Source organism: Gilliamella sp. B2889, from assembly GCF_026536885.1.
Classification (GTDB): domain Bacteria; phylum Pseudomonadota; class Gammaproteobacteria; order Enterobacterales; family Orbaceae; genus Gilliamella; species Gilliamella apicola_E.
Map to the genome: position 1 here is coordinate 245172 of NZ_JAFNNF010000002.1, position 18652 is coordinate 263823.

Annotated in this window: 16 protein-coding genes and 1 other RNA gene; 13 read left to right on the forward strand and 4 right to left on the reverse strand. The window is 37.5% G+C overall.

Translation table 11 applies throughout. From position 1 onward, the window contains the following. Positions 1-5: 5 nt before the first annotated feature. The 13 genes from sohB (at position 6) to J3U09_RS04115 (ending at position 15622) form a co-directional block, all read left to right on the forward strand. Positions 6-1049, forward strand: a complete 1044-nt coding sequence (sohB, locus tag J3U09_RS04055) for a protease SohB (protein WP_065734628.1) — start codon at positions 6-8, stop codon at positions 1047-1049. 390 nt (positions 1050-1439) lie between these two features. Next, positions 1440-2987, forward strand: coding sequence for a hypothetical protein (locus J3U09_RS04060; RefSeq protein WP_267357206.1), 1548 nt, complete (start codon positions 1440-1442; stop codon positions 2985-2987). Between the two features lie 840 nt (positions 2988-3827). Then, positions 3828-5168, forward strand: coding sequence for a hypothetical protein (locus J3U09_RS04065; RefSeq protein ID WP_267357208.1), 1341 nt, complete (start codon positions 3828-3830; stop codon positions 5166-5168). A 352-nt stretch (positions 5169-5520) separates the two neighbouring features. Then, positions 5521-7923, forward strand: coding sequence for a ribonuclease R (gene rnr, locus J3U09_RS04070; protein WP_220225746.1), 2403 nt, complete (start codon positions 5521-5523; stop codon positions 7921-7923). After that, positions 7924-8673: a 23S rRNA (guanosine(2251)-2'-O)-methyltransferase RlmB gene (rlmB, locus tag J3U09_RS04075; RefSeq protein ID WP_267357210.1), complete on the forward strand. Its 750-nt coding sequence runs from the start codon at positions 7924-7926 to the stop codon at positions 8671-8673. It abuts the gene before it with no gap. 21 nt (positions 8674-8694) lie between these two features. After that, entirely contained in the window at positions 8695-9300 is a 606-nt protein-coding gene (locus J3U09_RS04080; protein WP_267357212.1) for a hypothetical protein, read from the forward strand. Positions 9301-9493: 193 nt separating this feature from the next. Continuing rightward, entirely contained in the window at positions 9494-11566 is a 2073-nt protein-coding gene (locus J3U09_RS04085) for a BglG family transcription antiterminator (RefSeq protein ID WP_267357213.1), read from the forward strand. 42 nt (positions 11567-11608) lie between these two features. Next, complete coding sequence (locus J3U09_RS04090) at positions 11609-11911, forward strand: PTS sugar transporter subunit IIB (protein WP_065563343.1); 303 nt, start codon at positions 11609-11611, stop codon at positions 11909-11911. 21 nt (positions 11912-11932) lie between these two features. Beyond that, positions 11933-13222 carry a PTS sugar transporter subunit IIC gene (locus J3U09_RS04095; RefSeq protein ID WP_267357214.1) on the forward strand — a complete coding sequence of 430 codons (1290 nt, stop codon included), beginning with the start codon at positions 11933-11935 and terminating at the stop codon, positions 13220-13222. A gap of 14 nt (positions 13223-13236) precedes the next feature. Continuing rightward, on the forward strand, positions 13237-13644 hold the full coding sequence (locus tag J3U09_RS04100) for a hypothetical protein (protein ID WP_267357215.1): 408 nt from the start codon (positions 13237-13239) through the stop codon (positions 13642-13644). Between the two features lie 11 nt (positions 13645-13655). Next, a complete protein-coding gene (locus tag J3U09_RS04105) occupies positions 13656-14513 on the forward strand; it encodes a class II fructose-bisphosphate aldolase (RefSeq protein ID WP_267331750.1) in 858 nt (285 codons plus the stop codon). A 16-nt stretch (positions 14514-14529) separates the two neighbouring features. Beyond that, the gene (locus J3U09_RS04110; RefSeq protein WP_065563347.1) at positions 14530-15138 is read left to right on the forward strand and encodes an AAA family ATPase; all 609 of its coding nucleotides are present in this window, start codon (positions 14530-14532) and stop codon (positions 15136-15138) included. A 238-nt stretch (positions 15139-15376) separates the two neighbouring features. Beyond that, on the forward strand, positions 15377-15622 hold the full coding sequence (locus J3U09_RS04115; RefSeq protein WP_065563348.1) for a hypothetical protein: 246 nt from the start codon (positions 15377-15379) through the stop codon (positions 15620-15622). A 239-nt stretch (positions 15623-15861) separates the two neighbouring features. On the opposite strand, the gene J3U09_RS04120 is transcribed toward J3U09_RS04115, so the two are convergent. From J3U09_RS04120 to zapA, 4 genes are all read right to left on the reverse strand, one after another. Continuing rightward, entirely contained in the window at positions 15862-17322 is a 1461-nt protein-coding gene (locus J3U09_RS04120) for a catalase (protein ID WP_267357216.1), read from the reverse strand. 227 nt (positions 17323-17549) lie between these two features. Beyond that, entirely contained in the window at positions 17550-18089 is a 540-nt protein-coding gene (locus tag J3U09_RS04125; protein WP_267342957.1) for a 5-formyltetrahydrofolate cyclo-ligase, read from the reverse strand. 28 nt (positions 18090-18117) lie between these two features. Then, a non-coding RNA gene (gene ssrS / locus J3U09_RS04130) (6S RNA) lies at positions 18118-18300 on the reverse strand. 65 nt (positions 18301-18365) lie between these two features. Further along, on the reverse strand, positions 18366-18650 hold the full coding sequence (gene zapA, locus J3U09_RS04135) for a cell division protein ZapA (RefSeq protein WP_267342956.1): 285 nt from the start codon (positions 18648-18650) through the stop codon (positions 18366-18368). Between the last annotated feature and the right edge of the window lie 2 nt (positions 18651-18652).

Consider the following 18652-nt stretch of genomic DNA (forward strand, 5'->3'; position numbering starts at 1 on the left):
ATTAAATGAACTGGTTTTCGCAGTATTCTCTCTTCTTGGCTGAAACAGCAACGGTGGTTATTGCTATTTTAGCGGTATTAATTTTTATTTTAAGTCAACGCCGAAAATCATCAACAATTGCTGGACGTTTATCTGTCAAAGATATTAGCGAAGAATATGAACAAGTTAAAGATGACATGCTAACGTCGAGCATGGATGAAATCGAAGCTAAACAGTTTACAAAAGATCTCAAAAAACAAAAAAAACTTGAAAAGAAACAAGCTAAACAAGCGGCTAAAAAGAAAGATGATAATGCTAAATCATCAGATGCAAAGCCTAAATTATTTGTCTTATCGTTTAACGGCAGTATGGATGCACATGAAGTTGAAGAACTGCGTCAAGAAATCACCGCAGTCCTAGCTGTCATCAAACCTGAAGATCAAGTGGTCGTAAAACTTGAAAGCCCTGGTGGAGTAGTGCATGGATATGGTCTTGCTGCCTCCCAACTATTACGCTTTAGAACACGTAACATTCCATTTACGGCTGTGGTTGACAAAGTTGCAGCCAGTGGCGGTTATATGATGGCCTGCACTGCGAGCAAAATTGTCGCAGCGCCATTTGCAATTGTGGGTTCAATTGGTGTTGTTGCCCAAATTCCTAACTTCAACCGATTGCTAAAAAAACATGATGTCGATATTGAATTACAAACGGCAGGAGAATACAAACGAACCCTAACTATGTTTGGTGAAAACACGGACGAAGGTCGCCAAAAATTCAAACAAGAACTTGAACAAACGCATCTATTATTTAAAGACTTTGTAAAAGAATATCGACCAAATATCGATATAGATCAGGTTGCAACAGGCGAACACTGGTTTGCTACTCAAGCCAAAGAAATGGGACTGGTTGACGAAATTAGCACCAGTGATGATTTTATCTTATCGCACCTAGAAACGCATAAAATCATTGCTGTTAACTATCAACGCAAACAAAAACTATCCGAAAAACTCTCCAAAAATGTCGTGAAAGGCATGGAAAAGTTATTTTTTAGACAAGGAAACGGACTGTAAAAGGTTTAACCTAAAATCACTTTATTTACATCTTTAAAACCCCGATTCCTCAAAAAAAGTTGAGGAGCGGGGTTTTTTAACCCTAAAATGTTGTCTGAAAATCTTAAATTTACTAAAACGTCTAATTTCTAACACCAAACGATTTATCTTAAAAATGTGATACTTAAAGAATTGTAAATGAACTGTTTTTTAATTAAACCGCATCTGCTCGGTTATTTTTGTTTTTTTAGATGTTTTTCTTTACAAAGATTAACGATCTAAAGTGAAAAATTGTTGCATCGTATTTTTTCAGTCACTATACTTTTACATCGTTTTATATAAGCGTTCCAAATTTAAGTAAAAACATAAATAGTAAATAAATCATAAATTTAGTTGACAGGATTATGTAATATGCACTATAATTTTCAACAGGCAACAGGCAACAGGCAACAGGCAACATGGCCAACCTATAAGTTAAATTCGTCAAAGTTAAGCTCTTATTTTTCATTTTTCACTAAAGTCTATTTTTTCACCAAGATCTATAAAATTACGCAAAATTTTGCGCGATCCTCACATAGATCAATATCATCCCCACAGATCCTATTACCTTTAGTACCTAGTATATTGTTAGCGTTTTCATTTACTAGTACAGCGTTAACATCCACAACAACCAATTTTATTCACGGTGAAGTGCCTTATTTTACGTTCGACGGTGGTAATACAAGAGTAACGGATACCGAAGGTTTGCTCAGGATCCATCTTTCTAATGGTCAACAATACTCGCCATCAAATAATAATTCTAGTGCAACCAATCCTATCGAATTACCAACTATTGATGAAAGTTTTGCTGATATTAGCATGTTGGTGCCAGTTGATAGTAATTCCGTTGATTTAAACACCATTGTCGCTGCACCTTATAATTATTGGGGCGATGATGATGGAGATAGTGAAGTCACTGCTACTGGCAGTATAAGCTTGTCTATTGTTGATAAAAACAATCAAACTGTATCACGAAATACCGTACCCATGTATTGTAAAGCGCCTTATAAAGCGACATTAACTAATACTGAAGGGACATTGACCACTCGTTATGGCGTTCCTAATAGCATTAAGTTCGGAGCAGGTAGTGTTACCTATTATTTTAAGCCTAAAGAATCACCTGCGATTTGTTTTGCTAAACCGAATAATCTAGCGTATACCGCACCTCCCTATGTAGGTCCCGAAACTGTCTGGAATTATGGTAAAGGCTTTCTAACTCAAACCGCGACGCCATCATCTTATGGTTTAAATTTCCCGACTACTGGCGCTAATGGTTTGTACTTTGATTTAGATATTAGCAATAATGATCAGGCATTAACGTGGGATCCGGTTTCTCATAGTGGAATTACTGCGACGATGACCAATTCAACAAATACTAGTGTCCGCGTTACATTAACTGGCCCTGCTGCAACCTTAGAACAATGGAATTCTAGTAATCCGGAAAAAGTAGCTAAACCATCTTTACCCCAGACATTCGAGATAGTCGGTCGTGACAGTAGTGGTAACGCTGTCGTTAAATATGGATTTGAATTAAAGCAGTGGTTTGTCAATCGTGGGAACGTTATCGGAAATCACGACAACCAATTATCTTGGTGTACAAATATAGGTTATCACCTTCCTAATGTAAGGGATTTAACCAATGCGGTTTATCCATCAAATGAGCAATTGATTACCGCTACACCTCCATCACCGGGTAATCATTACCAACGTAACATTGGGGCAGGTCTTATTACCGAGTGGGGCTTTCTGTTATATTACGCGAATACTAACTTTAATTTGTATTATTGGACTAATGACATGTACACCCATGGTGGTGATTATAAGTATTACTTTTACGCGCACGCCGACCACGGACTTATTCATTGGGTAGATCCTGCAACCTTCTACAACGGGGTTTGTGTTTCAGATCTCACCCCTTAATTCTTATTTTTTGAGGAAGAGATAGTAAAATAGCTTATATTTTTCTATTAACTTATGGTGTCGAAACTTAAACCATCCGCCTCAATTGGGGCGGTTTTTTTGAGTTTTTTATCGCAAAAAAAGTTGAGGAGCGGGGTTTTTGGGGGTCAAAATTCTGCTTTGCAATATTGCCTCAAATAAATAATTGCGCTCAAACTGTGGCACTTTTTAGAAATCCTTTTTTCATCAAAAAAAGTTGAGGAACGGGGTTTTTGAGGTTTTAAATCTCATCTAAAAATTATTAAATGATCCAAATCACTAAATTTCTAATCCAGAGCCCAAAAATAAAATTTTTAAGGATCAATTGCTCTAATTTTAAAGATTTGTAATTACGATATATTTAATTAAAACAATGATTAATCGGTTGTAACTTAGATCCTTTTTAGATCTTATTTACAAAAATTAACGTAAATGAGCGAAAAAAAGTGTTGCATCGTGTTTTTCCAATCACTATACTTTTTACACGGTTTTAGCTACTAGGCTAAAATTTAGCAGAAATAAAATTGTAAATTAATCAAAAAATTACTTGACAGGATTGTCGCATATGTTCTATAATTTTCAACAGGCAACAGGCAACAGGCAACTTGGTCAACCTATGTTTTAAATTCGTCTAAGTCCAGCACCCAGTTTAAATTTTTCACTGAAGCTTATTTTTCTACTCAATCAAGTGAAATTCTGCGAATTTTCGCGCGGTCGCTTCCGCGATCCTCTTCTCGATCCTTTTTCCGATCGTTTTCCGGATCCTCTTTCAGATCCTGTTTTCGATCTTTTTCCCAATTATCCCGTCAGATTGTTTTTTTCGTGGCTATTTTCCTTTCTTTTTCCAGTCATGCATTGACATCACAGACAACTAGGAATGCGATACAGGGTAGTGTACCTTATCTGACTTTCGACGGTGGTCGTACTCGTGCAGTTGATGCTAACGGTCTGCTTGGGATTACACTATCTAACGGAACTAATTACACGCCTTCTACCAATTTATCATCTACAACCCCAATCGTCTTGCCGGTTGAGGGGCAGAGTTTTGCTGATATTCGTATGTTCGTTCCTACTGATACTAATTCAGTCGATTTAAGTACTCTTATCGGTCCTCCTAATAATTATTGGGGGGATGATGATGGTGATTCAGACGTTACTGCTACAGGTTCTTTAAGTTTATCTATCGTCGATAAAAACGGTCAAACGGTATCACGTAATTCCGTGTTAACAATTTGTAACGCACCTTATAGGATTAAGTTATCCAGTACTAACGGTACATTATCAACTCGTTATGGCGTTCCTAATCGTAGTGATTTCAGTGCCCGTAGTGAGACTTATTACGTCAATCCAAAGGCTTCGCCTGTGGTTTGTTTCGTCAGACCTAATTTAATGTATGGTAAGCTTGGTGATGATATTGATAACCCATCTTGGGATTTTGCTGGCCCAGCTTCGATGTGGGACCCTGATAGGGGGTTTCTCACTCAAAAAACAGACCCTCTCTATTACGGTCAAAACTTTCCTACTACAGGTCTTAATGGATTGTACTTTGATTTAGATATTAGTGGTAGTAGTCAGCCATTGTCTTGGTCTCCTGTTTCTCTGGGTGGTATCACAGTCACAATGTCTAATCCTACTGCTACAAGCGTACGCGTTACTTTAACTGGTCCTTATGCTACTCTATCCCAGCATACTTCATCCAGTCCTAGTCCTATTTCTAAACCTACTTTGCCTCAGACCTTCGAGTTGGTCGGTCGTGATACTAATGGTACTCCAGTTGTTAAATATGGTTTTACTTTGAAGCAGTGGTTCGTGAACCGTGGTTCTAAGCGGGACACTTATTCTAATACATTATCTTGGTGTAATCGTATTGGTTATCGAATGCCTAGCGTAAGGGATTTAACCAACGCGGTTCGTACAGAATCTCCTGCTATCTCTGGCGCCACCCCTTCCTCACGGGATAATCATTATATGCGTCATATAGGTTCTGGTTTTTTCACTGAGTGGGGTCGTATGTTTGATTATACAACCATTGGCCTCACCAACTATTGGCTCTGGACTAGTGACCCGAATGGTAGTACCCAGTTTATCGTGTACACATACAACGGTATCGTGGGTTGGGCCTACGACAACGACTACAGCTACGGCCTTTGCTCCCATCCTTAGTTTTTATTTCTTCGTCCTTAATCCTTAGGCTGGGGGTGGGAGTGATAAAAAATAGTATTAGGTGATTAAAAGTAAGCTGACTCAAGGAGTCAACGTCGTTTAGCCATAAAAAGCGATTTTGCGGCTAAGCGACGCTTCAATTACCCGCCTCGGCGGGTTTATTTTTGAGTTTTTTATCTCAAAAAAAGTTGAGGAGCGGGGTTTTTGTAACGATACAAAGCCGAATACCCCACTTTTCATCCCCTAAAACATTAAGTAACCCTTTTTTTAAAGTTCCAAAAAGCAATCTCCATTTTAAGTTATACAACTCTATGTTATCCTTAACGCAACATTCGATCACAGGACGTTCTATATGATAAAAGATCCATTTTATGATCGTGAGGCGAAAAAGTATGAATCGCCGATCGCCAGTCGTGAACTGATTTTGGATTATCTTACCAAAGAAGCAAAACCAGCAAGTTTAGAAAAAATAGCTAAAGCCGTATCAATCAAATCTGACGAGCAAAAAGAGGCTTTACATCGCCGATTGCGAGCGATGGAACGTGATGGTCAGGTGGTTTACACGCGTCGTAAATGTTATGCCTTACCTGAAAAATTCGATATGGTTAAGGGCAGTGTTATTGCACATCGTGATGGTTATGGCTTTTTACGGGTTGAAGGTAAGCCGGAAGACTATTTTTTGTCACACGAGCAGATGAAAAAGGTTTTACAAGGCGATGTTATTTTGGCTCAGCCAATCGGTAGTCAATACCGTGGTAAGACTGAAGCGCGAGTGGTGCGGATTTTAGAGCCACGTACTAATCTGATTGTTGGTCGTTATTTTATTGAGCAAGGTGTTGGTTTTGTGGTGCCGGATGATAGCCGTTTGAATTTTGATATTTTAATCGCTGGCAAGCCAAATCGTACGGTTAGAATGGGCTCAGTTGTTGTGGTTGAATTGCAGCAAAGACCTGAACGACGCCAAAAAGCGGTCGGAGTGATTAAGGAAGTGCTTGGCGAAATAATGGGCACGAATTTAGCCATCGATATTTCATTACGTAATCATGAGATCCCTTATGAATTTCCAAAAGCGGTTGAAAACGCGGCTAACAAGTTTAGTGAGCAAGTGCCTGAAAGCGCTAAGAAAGGCCGTAAGGATCTACGTGATTTGCCGTTAGTAACCATTGATGGTGAAGATGCACGAGATTTTGATGATGCGGTTTATTGTCAAAAGAATCGTGGTGGTGGTTATCGTTTGTGGGTGGCGATTGCTGATGTGAGCTATTATGTGAGAACCGGTAAGGCGCTTGATAAAGAAGCTTGTTTGCGTGGGACTTCAGTCTATTTTCCGTCGCGCGTGGTTCCGATGTTGCCGGAAGTTTTATCCAATGGCCTTTGTTCGCTCAATCCTCAAGTTGATCGCTTGTGTTTAGTGTGCGAAATGACCGTGTCGAATAAGGGGCGTTTGACCGGTTATCAATTTTATGAAGCGGTGATGAATTCACACGCGCGTTTAACTTATACCAAGGTAGCTAAGATTTTGGAAGGTGATAAGGATTTGCGTGAGCATTATCGTGAGTTGGTTCCTCACCTTGAAAATCTTTATGGTCTTTATAAAGTGCTTAATAGTGCTCGAATTGCCCGTGGAGCAATCGGGTTTGAGTCGGAAGAGCCTAAATTCATCTTCAATGCTGATAAACGCATTGAGAGCATTGAGTTAGTTCAGCGAAATGAAGCGCATAAGATCATTGAGGAGTGTATGATTTTAGCCAATGTTGCCGCAGCAAAATTGGTGATTGATGCTGAGATTCCATCGCTATTTCGTGTGCATGATAAACCGGATGAAGATCGCATAAATAATTTACGCAGTATTTTAAGTGAACTTGGTTTGTCTCTCGGCAAGGGTACCAGTCCAAAAGATATCGCTAAGTTGATGGTTGAGGTTGAAGCAAGACCTGATCATGAGATGTTGCAAACGGTCATTTTGCGCTCAATGAAGCAAGCAATTTACGATCCTGAAAATCGTGGGCACTTTGGGTTAGCACTTGAGGAGTATGCGCACTTTACTTCGCCAATTCGTCGTTATCCTGATCTGTTATTGCATCGTGCGATTAAATGGGTTATTGCTGATCAGCAACATAGTAAACAACATGATAAAACCGGTGGACACCGTTATACGACTAGCGAGATGCTCTATTTTGGTGAACACTGTTCAATGACTGAGCGCCGAGCGGACGAAGCGGTTCGTGATGTCGTTGATTGGTTGAAATGTGATTATATGCAAGATCATGTCGGCGAGGTATTCAATGGCACTATTTCGAGTGTTGTTAATTTCGGCTTTTTTGTGCGATTAGATGATCTATTTATTGATGGTTTAGTGCACGTTTCATCACTCGAGAATGATTATTATATTTTTGATGCATCACGTAATCGTTTAATTGGTGAAAATACCCGTTTTATTTATCGTTTAGGTGATAAAGTTCAAGTAACAGTCGTAAATGTTAACCCTGACGAGCGTAAAATTGATTTTTCATTGGTTGGCAGTAATAATAAGCCACAACGCCAAGGTAAGACAGCCAAAGATAAGGCGAAGAAAGTCGATAGTGATGCTGAACAGCCAGTTAAGCGCAAAAATAAAAGCCAAGCTAATAGTAAAAAAACGAGCGCAAAGGTTGTCGCAAAGAGTAAAAAACGCAGTAAGCCAAAAACAGCTGCTAAAAAAACGTCTAAATCAGCATCGACCTCAAGCAATCAGAGAAAAAAGAGTAAAAAATAGATGAGTGAAACAGTTTACGGTATCCACGCGATTGAAGCTTTGTTAGCGCGTGCACCAGAAAGAATTATTGAAGTTTTTATCGTTAAAGGCCGAGAAGATAAGCGCCTTAATGCCCTTGTTCGTGAGTTGGAGCAGTTGGGTTTAGCAGTAAAAGTGACCAATAGGCAGTATTTAGATGAAAAAACGAAAAGTGGCGTTCATCAAGGTATTTTGGCGATGGTTAAACCAAGCCGTGGTTATCAGGAAAATGATATTCCATTATTAATGGAGCAAAATTCTAATCCAATTATTTTAATTTTAGATGGTGTGACTGATCCACATAATTTAGGTGCTTGTATTCGTACTGCTGATGCCGCTGGTGTGAGCTTTATTGTTGTACCTAAAGATCGTTCTGCACCACTTAATTCAACCGCTCAGAAAGTTGCATGTGGCGCGGCTGAAAGCGTGCCAGTGGTTAGAGTCACCAATCTGGCGCGCACTATGCGTATGTTACAAGATGAATATCAAGTTTGGATTGTTGGTACCGCCGGTGAAGCAACCAGCACACTTTACCAAACTGACTTTTATAAAAATTCAACAGCATTGGCCTTAGTGATGGGGGCAGAAGGTGAGGGGATGCGTCGATTAACCAAAGAGCATTGTGATGAGTTAGTCAGTATACCGATGGCAGGTATTGTTTCTTCGCTTAATGTGTCTGTTGCAACAGGCGTTTGCTTATTTGAGATTGTTAGACAAAAAATAAATAGTTAGAGTTATAGTATGTTAGGATTTTTGAAAAAGCTTTTATCAGGGAATAAAGAAAAAAATGCTCCGGCGCTGTCTGAGCGAGATTTGAATGGTCGTAATCGTGTCGGATATCCGACAATGCAATTATCGCGTGAGATTGATAATTTAGTTAAATTGAAATACCGTCCTCTTAAACGTGTAATTAAGGTGTATAGAGACACGCTGTTTTTTAAATGGGGTCCTGCAGTTATCAATAATACTTTATCAGATGAGCAGTTGGCTAATTTGTCCGGACGGAACGTTCAGATGGTTTATTTATTGCTGTTTCGTGATATGTTAAGACATATTTCAGGTTTAGCTAAATTTAAGCATTTTGCCGAAGATTGGCCGGAACAATTTGCGAATGAGTTATTAGATAATTGCAAAATGCTAGGCGATAGTGATGATGTTGATGTCGCTAAAAAAGAAGCGTTATTTGCTAACACTGAGCTTTATAATGTTGATAATCCCATCGATCCTAAACACCCAGAAAATACGCAAATTCCTGATTGGACAGCGCCATTAGCGGAATTAATTATGCTGCCACCGGATATGATTTATAAGTGTCATCGTCCTTTAATGGTTGCAATTGACCGTCGCAAAAAGCGCTAACTTTAACGATTGATTGAGTTGAAGCTGTAATATCGATTCACTCAATCAATTTTGTTAACTTAATTTACTTCCTTCCTTAAATAGCACTATTTATTACCAACAATTTTGCAATTTATCTTTGCAAAAATACCCACTAGGTAAGCAAATTCATCTCACTTATACTTAAATTAAGAAGTAAATAGGTGAGAAGTTTATGCGAAGTAGAACCATTGAATTATGTAAAAAATTCATTTCAATCGACTATCCATTAACCATTGAAATGCTTACAGAAGAGTTTCAAATTAGTGCTCGAACTATTCGTAATGAAATACAAGAAATTAATGAGTTTTTATCTAAAAGACATTTCACTTTAATTACTACTGTGCGTAATAAAGGGTTTATCATCAATGCTGATCAAGAGCAGAAACAGCTGATTCACGATGCGTTATTGGGTGTGCCATCCTCTACCGTTTTAAGCAAAGATGAGCGACAGTTTGATTTGTTATTGTCGATTGCTTTTGCTAAAACGCCTGTTATTTTAAGCCATAAAGAAGCGGTCTATTTCGTTTCAAAAAGTGTATTAGATGAAGATATTCGTAAAATCAAAGTACGATTAAAAAAATATGATATTGAATTAATTAGCCAACCGAAGCAAGGGATGCAATTTGTTGGATTAGAGCGCTCGATTCGCTTAATGATGTATGAAGCTATTAACCAATTTGCCGGCAATTTAGAACTAGATAAGCCTTTACCTGAATTAAGCTCAATACAGCAACATTTGTTTAATTATATTCCTCAATCACTGATTGATAACTTATTGCAGTTAGCGCATCAAACTATCAGTCAGATACATGATGAAATTTATGTCCAACAAATTGTGATTTTTACCGCTATTTGGCTTGTTCGTAATCAGCATCAACATCATCTGACAATGGTCAGGACTGACTTTAATAATAATGAACAAGGACAAATAGCGAACTTTATTCAGTTGGTGTGCCAGTACTTTGCGTTGCAGGTAAATTGGCAAGAACGCCAATATATCATTTACATGCTAGAGGCATTTAACACTAAGGATATCAATAATTATGTCGAATGGCTTAATGCGCAGTTATTAGCCATTAAATTAGTTAATTATGTAGAAGAAAAAACGCTAATCCCGTTTTCAACTAAACAAGAACAGTTATATGAAAACCTTTGTAAGCACTTAGCCGGGCTGATTGCCAGAGTGAGTAATAATATTCATATTATTAATCCATTGCTCGATAGTATTAAACAAAATTACGGTGAAATTCATGCTGCGATTACCACTTTTATGCATGAACTTGAAACAAAACTTAGCCATAAGATTTCCGATGATGAAATTGCTTTTTTGACTATTCATTTTTCAACCTTTGCCAGTGCCATTAACCAAGATCGTAGTTATTATTTTAAAGCAGTGGTGTTGTGTTGTCATGGTATAGCAACTTCTAATCTGCTGGCACAGACACTTAAAGAGTTTTTTAGTATAGATGTATTAGCAATCTTAGGGCGTAACGATTTGAATTTGTTGGAGCAACTTGATTTTGATTTAATATTTTCTACCTTTCCTTTGCAACATTTTTCTCATCCAGTATTAGTTTTAGAACCCATATTAAAAGAAAAAAATCATCCTATCATTAAAGATTTTTTAACTAAACATCGTGCTAATCAACGTATCAATTACCTAACGGATGCAACGGATCTGTTCTATTCACTTGTTAATTTAATTAAAGAAAGTGGCGGTATTGTGTCCGAGCCTATCTATAACCAACTTGAAAAGTGTTTAGCTCTCAATAATCTTAAAATCAATAAAAGGAAAATCCAGCCTATGTTGAAAGATATTCTTACTGATGATGACATTTTATTACATCAAGACTGCCATGATTGGCGAAAGGCTATCCAAATTGCTGCTGAACCATTATTAAAAAAACAGTTTATTTTACCTTCTTACGTCGATGCCATGATCACATCGGTTGAACAATATGGTCCTTATATTGTGATTGGTAAAAATTTAGCTTTAGCGCATGCTCGACCTGAAGACGGAGTAAATCAATTAGGTTTGAGCGTAGTGACGATGAGTCGCCCAGTAGATTTTGGTAATGATGAAATGGGGCCAGTGAAAATTATATTTTGTTTAGCCGCTATCGATTCGTTTTCTCATCTCAACATTATGCGCAGTTTGATTGAATTAATTAATGATGAACAAAAACTGGAGCGTTTAACCAACTGTCATAGTGTAGCGCAATTTAAGTCAATTTTATTTAATTAAGCAAAATCGGATTAAATACCTAAATCTGAAGGAGAATAGAACATGAGTAATTTAACCATTATATTTGTTTGTGGTGCAGGGTTAGGCAGTAGTTTTGCTGCACAAATGGCAACCGAAGATGTTTTAAAAGCTAAAGGTATTGACGCTAAACTAGATCATACCGATATTTCATCAGCAGCCTCAACTAAAGCCGATATCATCATTACAGCCGAAAATTTCCGCCCTCAGTTTGCTAAATTCAATATCAGTGAACAAACCGCAGTGGTCTATCTTAAAAATATAGTATCTAAAGCGGAAATTGATGAGAAGTTAAGTCCAATATTGCAACAAAAGGGATTGCTTTAAATCCATTAGAAGGAGAATACCATGAATGTGATTAACTTTATTATCGACAATATTTTAACTCAAGCTTCGATAACCATTAGCTTAATTGCTATGTTTGGGTTGATTTTACAACGTAAATCTGTTGGACAAATTATTTCAGGCTCACTGAAAACCTTATTGGGTTTTCAAGTGCTCAATGCCGGGTCAAGTATTATTGTGGGAAGTTTAACCTATTTCGGTCATATTTTTACCGCTGGATTTGATATGCAAGGCATTATTCCTTCTATTGAAGCGATTAACGGGCAAGCAATGAATCAGTTAGGATTAGGCCGTGATATTGCACTAACATTTTTGATGATCTTTATTTTTAACATCCTTATTGCTCGTTTTACCCGTTGGAAATATATTTTTCTAACAGGGCAGGCCATTTTATGGATGGCAACAATGACAACGGTATTTGGTAGTTTTGCCGGATTGTCTGGGGTAACACTAATTTTGGTTGGCGGTTTTATTGGTGCACTTTTTGCTGTATTTATGCCGGCCATTGCCCAACCCATTATTCGTAAAGTGACAGGATCAAATGACATTGCATTAGGACACTTTTGTACAATCGGTTATTTATTCGAGGCTGGTGTAGCTTATCTGATAGGGGAGCGAGGTGAAAACAAGCGCTCAATTGAAGATATGAAGTTGCCTAAGTCATTTGAATTTTTGCAAGATACTTATTTATCCGTCATGGTGGTTATGATCCCACTTTATATTATTACCGCTCTTTTCGCCGGTGAAGCGTATGCTTCAACCTTATCCGGCAGTCAAAATTACGTCATTTACGCCTTTACCCAAGCGATAATTTTTGTCGTCGGAATCTATGTATTACTTGCCGGTGTGAGGTTATTACTCGGTGAAATTGTGCCGGCATTTAGAGGAATTGCAATGAAAGTTGTTCCGAATGCAATTCCGGCGCTTGATTGTCCAGTATTTTTCCCATATAGCCCTAATGCAGTTATCTTAGGTTTTATTACCACATCTATAGGTACAGTGATTGCAATGTTGACTTTACCGGCATTTGGATTGGCGATGATTTTACCGGGAATGTTAACCAACTTTTTTGCTGGTGGAACGGCAGGTATCTTTGGTAATGCAGTTGGTGGTCGCCGTGGGGCGCTTATCGGCGGTATTGCTCATGGGATATTCATTACGCTGTTGCCAGCTTTACTTGTTACCATTTTTAATCAAATGGGGTTTATCAATGCAACAGCAACTGATGTTGATACTGTCACAGTGGCACTGCTTTATGCGTGGATATTAAGCCCAATATTGAAGCACTTTTAGTTGAGGAGTTTGACATGTTTAACTTTTTTAAAAAAAAGGCGCCTAAAACAAATTTAGCCCCCGACTCAGAGGTTAAAAGCAGTCTGACAGCACAGCAAATGGAACAGATTGAGCAAAAAATTAACCAATTATTACAGCAGATCGAAAAGACTGAAGACTTACTGATGTTAGCCTCATCATGTGAACAAATCGGCCTGCTTTATCATCAATTAAATCATATTGATTTGGCTATTGAGTATTTAGAAAAGAGCCAACAGCATAAGAAATCAATTGGCGACGGTTATAAAACATTAATGAATTTGTATAACTCTAAGCGAGCTCAAGCTGCTCAGCATGGCTCATTGGCTGATATCGATATTTGGATGAACAAAATGGATGCTATGCGTAATATTGCTAAACAGATGACTATTCAACGAGATTAAAGGAAATAATTATGTACACCACACTTAAAGATGTAACTTTATTAGCCCAAAAATTAAATTTCACTGTTGGTGCGTTTAATACGCATAATTTAGAAATGTTACCTGCGATGTTACAGGCTGCAAAAGAGGTTGGCGCACCAATTATCATCCAAACAAGCGTTGATACTGCAAGGTATATTGGCTTTAAAGTTTTAGTTAATGCAGTAAAAGCTATTGTAGATGAAGAGATAGTGGATGCGGTATTACACCTCGATCATGCTAAAAATTTTGATGATATAAAACAAGCAATTGATAGTGGATTCACTTCGGTTATGTTTGATGGCTCTTCACTACCATTTAAAGAAAATATATTAAAAACCCGTGCAGTGGTTGAATATGCTCATGCTCATGGTGTATCAGTTGAAGGAGAATTAGGAACAATCGGGGGGACCGAAGAGGGAATTCATGTTGATGTTAACGATAAAGTTTATACCAAACCGGAAGATGCACTGGCATTTGTAAAAGCAACGGGAATTGATGCTTTAGCCATTGCTATAGGTACTAATCATGGACAATTTAAGTCAAAAACAGAGGTAAATATACCGTTATTGAAAGAAATTCATGCTACGGTTGATATTCCTTTGGTCATTCACGGTGGAACAGGGGTCAAAGAGGAGGACTATCCGGAACTGATTAATAACGGTATTCGTAAATTTAATGTTGGCACGGAGTTATTAGTTAACTGGACACAAGTTGCAAAAGATAAATTTGCCCAAACTGAAATTAATCGATCATTACGTCATAATATTATTCCAGCTAATGAGGCAGTGAAAGAAATAGTGAAGCATAAAATGCGTTTATTTCTTAACAGTAATAAATGTCTAAACTAAAAGGAGGCGAGTTGATATGCGTAAATATCTAATTTTACTCGCTGGCTGCCCCTGTACAGGAAAGACTTATCTGGTTAATAAACTGCAACAACAATTTACAGACAGTTTTGTGATAACACCCGATGAGGCTAAAGTTTTATATGCTGACTCTGTCGGTTTCAATTCGAAAGCTGAAAAGCAGGCGCTTGAGCACAAAGTTTGGCATTTTTATTATGGTGTTTTACAACTGTATATGGATGCTGGTAAACACGTTATTATTTCTGAGTATCCCTTTAGTGATAAGCAGAAACACCGGTTGAGTGAGTTGGCGCAAAAGTATCATTATCAAGTGATCACAATTCGCTTAATTGCTGATTTTGAGGTGTTATGGCAACGTCGTTATCAACGAGACCGCTCACCGGAACGGCATTTGAGTCATATTATGCAGCACTATCACTATGGAGATAAACTTGAAGATCGTAGTTTGGCCGACGATTTAGTCACTAAATCACAATTTTATCAAATCTGTCAAACTAGAAAGTACGACGAGTTTGCTTTGGGGCAATTGCTCGAAGTGGATGTTACCCATTTTAATCAAGTTGATTATTCGGGTTTATTGGAAAAATTGAAACAAATCGTTAAATAGTAATTTTATTAGATCATAAATGCCGATTAACGTTAATCGGCATTATATTTAGGGTGATAAGCAAATAAATCAGATTTGATTGTAGGAATATGCAGTTATGGATCAATAGTGAAATAGGTTAGTTTTATATCTTCGTTTATCTTCTCAATAACATTTTAAATACAAAAAATTCTTTCAATTTAGCAATCAAAGATTATGATAAGCCATTTCTAATCAGTCAAGTTGAATGAGCTAAACAATGAAAAGACTGCTATTTATTTTTATTGTTTTTATGTTTGTAGTAAATGCTAAGCCTCATTTGGATCATGAAAATTATGGCAAGTGGGAGATGTTGACCGAGTTAAATAATAAAAATGTGATTTATGAGTCTTGTTATTGCGGTAATCGTTTTATAAATTATCAAAAAGGTAAACTGGATGATTATACCGGGCAAGAAATGATTTCATGTGAGATAAAATCGAGCTACTTTAAAGGCGGCAAATAATTTATCGATTTAGAATCAAAATGTAGCTACTCTGATAGCATAAGTTATGAAGTTAAGGATGAAAATACCTTAATTTGGCATTTATACAATTCAATTTCTTTAGTAATGACTAATCAGCCCGATAAGTTTGACAAGGTCTTTGAAACATGTGATGAGAGACAGTAAAGCTATTAACATTTATCTATATCAAGTCAAAGGTCAATGCCGACACAATGGTGTCGACACGATTATTTTGCTTTTTAGCTTTTGATTAGATCAACTTCAACACCTAACCCTTTTGCTACACCTGAACCATAATCGGGATGGACTTTATAGAAGTGTTTAAGCTGTCTAATTTGAATATCACGATCGACGTTTTTCATCGAAGTGACAATATTATCAATCAGCAGTTGTTTTTGATCTGGACGCATTAAATTAAATAATGCACGTGGGTGCGAATAGTAATCACCATCAACACGATGATCGTGTCTATCCATTGTGCCGGCAGGGACATGCATCGGTGGCTCAGCATACTGGGGTTGTTGTTTAGGTGCACTATCAACACTATTTGGCTCATAGTTTGGTGCATTATCCGGCGTATAAAAGCGCATAGCTCCATCACGTTGATAATTGTGTACCGGACATTTAGGTGCATTGATTGGTAATTGTTGGTAGTTTGTACCGATACGATAACGGTGCGCATCAGCATATGCAAAAATTCGCCCTTGTAACATTTTATCCGGTGATAAGCCAATACCAGGTACAATATTACTTGGTTCAAATGCGGATTGTTCTACTTCAGCAAAATAGTTTTCCGGATTACGGTTAAGCTCCATAACACCGACTTCAATAAGCGGAAACTGTTTTTGCGACCAAACTTTAGTGACATCAAATGGGTTTTCTGGATGGTTATTGGCTTGTTCTTCACTCATCACTTGTATATAAAGTCGCCATTTAGGGTAGTTACCTTGTTCAATGGCATTAAAGAGATCTTCTTGCGCTGAATCAGGGTTGCTTCCGTCGAGTTCTGCGGCTTTTTTAGGATGAATATTTTTAATGCCTTGTTCCGTTCTAAAATGCCATTTTACCCAAGTTCGTACATTATCTTTGTTGATTAAACTATAAGTATGGCTACCAAAACCATGCATATGTCGAAATCCGTCTGGAATGCCTCGGTCAGAAAAGAGAATTGTTACTTGATGAAGTGATTCTGGCGATAAAGAGAAAAAGTCCCACATCATTTGCGGATCTTTTAAGTTGGTCTTAGGATCGCGTTTTTGGGTGTGGATAAAGTCCGGGAATTTGATTGCATCACGAATAAAAAATACTGGCGTGTTATTACCGACAATATCCCAGTTACCTTGATCTGTGTAAAATTTTACTGAAAATCCACGTGGATCACGTGCCGTGTCAGATGAACCACGTTCACCGCCAACAGTTGAAAATCTAGCAAAAACAGGAGTTTGTTTGCCAACTTCGGCAAAAATGCTGGCATAGCTATATTGAGTAATGTCATTGGTGACGGTAAATGTTCCGTGTGCGCCAGAGCCTTTGGCATGGACTCGTCTTTCTGGGATATTTTCACGGTTAAACTGAGCGAGTTTTTCGATTAATTGATAGTCGTCAATCAATACCGGTCCACGAGGGCCAGCAGTGCGAGAGTTTTGATTGTCGGCAATAGGGGCACCATTATTGGTGGTGAGTTCTTTTTTTTCTGACATTGCAATACTCCTTATTAGATTGTAACTTTATAGTTAAAGAGTTGTGATTGATTTTATTGAAAAACTAATTTACTAAGGAATAAGATAAAGACGGTGATGCGTGTAAAAAAAGATATTGCTCGATTTATTATATAACTAAATTGGCTATTAATTGTAGAAAAACAAATTTATTATTTTTTAATCTAGTAATGAGCGATAGTGAATATAAAAATGGGTCCTTAACCAGATTAAGCATAAATGATTTCCGGTAATTTAACATCCCAATGCTGATTATCAACATGATCAACTTTTTGGCAGGCAAATGCTAGCCCAATAGGATAAATTTGCTGTTGTTGGTAGTTTTCAAGAAAGCGATCATAATAGCCACCGCCCATACCAATACGAAATCCTCGGTCATCAAAAGCCACAAGTGGCGTAAAGATGATATCAAGTTGTTCAATATCTATGATTTTAGTTTTATCGATCACTGGTTCTAAGATACCAAAGCTATTTTTTACTAGTGGTGTATTTGGGGTGTAATTTAAGAAGATTAGTTTATGTTCAGCAATTGGGACAGGTAAATAGACCGATTTATTTTGTTGCCATAGATATTCAATAATCGGTTTAGTATCGACTTCTCCATCAAATGATAAGAATATTGCAATATGTTGTGCTTGGCTGACGGCTGGATGGTCTTTTATTTTTTGGTAGATTATGGCTTGTGCGCTGTCGCGTTGTGCCTGAGATAATTCACGTCTTTTTTGACGTATAGTTTGCCGAATGTCCATAAGTTTTTATTTGAAAGAGAGAAGGAATAAAGACTCCAAGATGCCGTTAGGGGCGTAACCCTTGAACCCGAGGTTCAAGGTGAATAGCATGTTTTAATTTTTAGGTTTCCTAAGTTAATTAGGCATACACACCAATTAAAAATCACACCATTCTAAATTAAAGATTATCGGCTCAGGGGACTAACCCATATCGCGAACATCTCAGAGATGTTTACTATGATACAAAATTTAGAAAATCATACAATAGTCTTTGTGGTTTATTTACATTTCATCTAACTAATTGCTAGTATTTAATGCGGAATCAAGTAATTGCTGTAGCATTTTTAGTCGATTTGCAAATTCATCGCTTTTTTCTTTTTCTTTCGTTAGTTCGTAAGAGATATTTAATGCAGCAGTCATGATAAGTTGATCGCTTCCAACTTGGGGGGATTTTTCTCGTAAATTTGTTAATCGCGCATCTAAATCTTTAGCGGCATTTGTAAGTGCGTCAACTTCATCGACTGGACAATTAAATTTTAACGTTCGCCCAAAAATCTGAACGGTGACAGCTTGATTTTCCATAT

What these genes read in the sequence shown, in the direction of transcription:
- sohB (WP_065734628.1), top strand. Translation starts at nt 6, where the DNA reads ATGAACTGGTTTTCGCAGTATTCTCTCTTCTTGGCTGAAACAGCAACG.
- J3U09_RS04060 (WP_267357206.1), top strand. Translation starts at nt 1,440, where the DNA reads ATGCACTATAATTTTCAACAGGCAACAGGCAACAGGCAACAGGCAACA.
- rnr (WP_220225746.1), top strand. Translation starts at nt 5,521, where the DNA reads ATGATAAAAGATCCATTTTATGATCGTGAGGCGAAAAAGTATGAATCG.
- rlmB (WP_267357210.1), top strand. Translation starts at nt 7,924, where the DNA reads ATGAGTGAAACAGTTTACGGTATCCACGCGATTGAAGCTTTGTTAGCG.
- J3U09_RS04085 (WP_267357213.1), top strand. Translation starts at nt 9,494, where the DNA reads ATGCGAAGTAGAACCATTGAATTATGTAAAAAATTCATTTCAATCGAC.
- J3U09_RS04090 (WP_065563343.1), top strand. Translation starts at nt 11,609, where the DNA reads ATGAGTAATTTAACCATTATATTTGTTTGTGGTGCAGGGTTAGGCAGT.
- J3U09_RS04095 (WP_267357214.1), top strand. Translation starts at nt 11,933, where the DNA reads ATGAATGTGATTAACTTTATTATCGACAATATTTTAACTCAAGCTTCG.
- J3U09_RS04100 (WP_267357215.1), top strand. Translation starts at nt 13,237, where the DNA reads ATGTTTAACTTTTTTAAAAAAAAGGCGCCTAAAACAAATTTAGCCCCC.
- J3U09_RS04105 (WP_267331750.1), top strand. Translation starts at nt 13,656, where the DNA reads ATGTACACCACACTTAAAGATGTAACTTTATTAGCCCAAAAATTAAAT.
- J3U09_RS04110 (WP_065563347.1), top strand. Translation starts at nt 14,530, where the DNA reads ATGCGTAAATATCTAATTTTACTCGCTGGCTGCCCCTGTACAGGAAAG.
- J3U09_RS04115 (WP_065563348.1), top strand. Translation starts at nt 15,377, where the DNA reads ATGAAAAGACTGCTATTTATTTTTATTGTTTTTATGTTTGTAGTAAAT.
- J3U09_RS04120 (WP_267357216.1), bottom strand. Translation starts at nt 17,322, where the DNA reads ATGTCAGAAAAAAAAGAACTCACCACCAATAATGGTGCCCCTATTGCC.
- J3U09_RS04125 (WP_267342957.1), bottom strand. Translation starts at nt 18,089, where the DNA reads ATGGACATTCGGCAAACTATACGTCAAAAAAGACGTGAATTATCTCAG.
- zapA (WP_267342956.1), bottom strand. Translation starts at nt 18,650, where the DNA reads ATGGAAAATCAAGCTGTCACCGTTCAGATTTTTGGGCGAACGTTAAAA.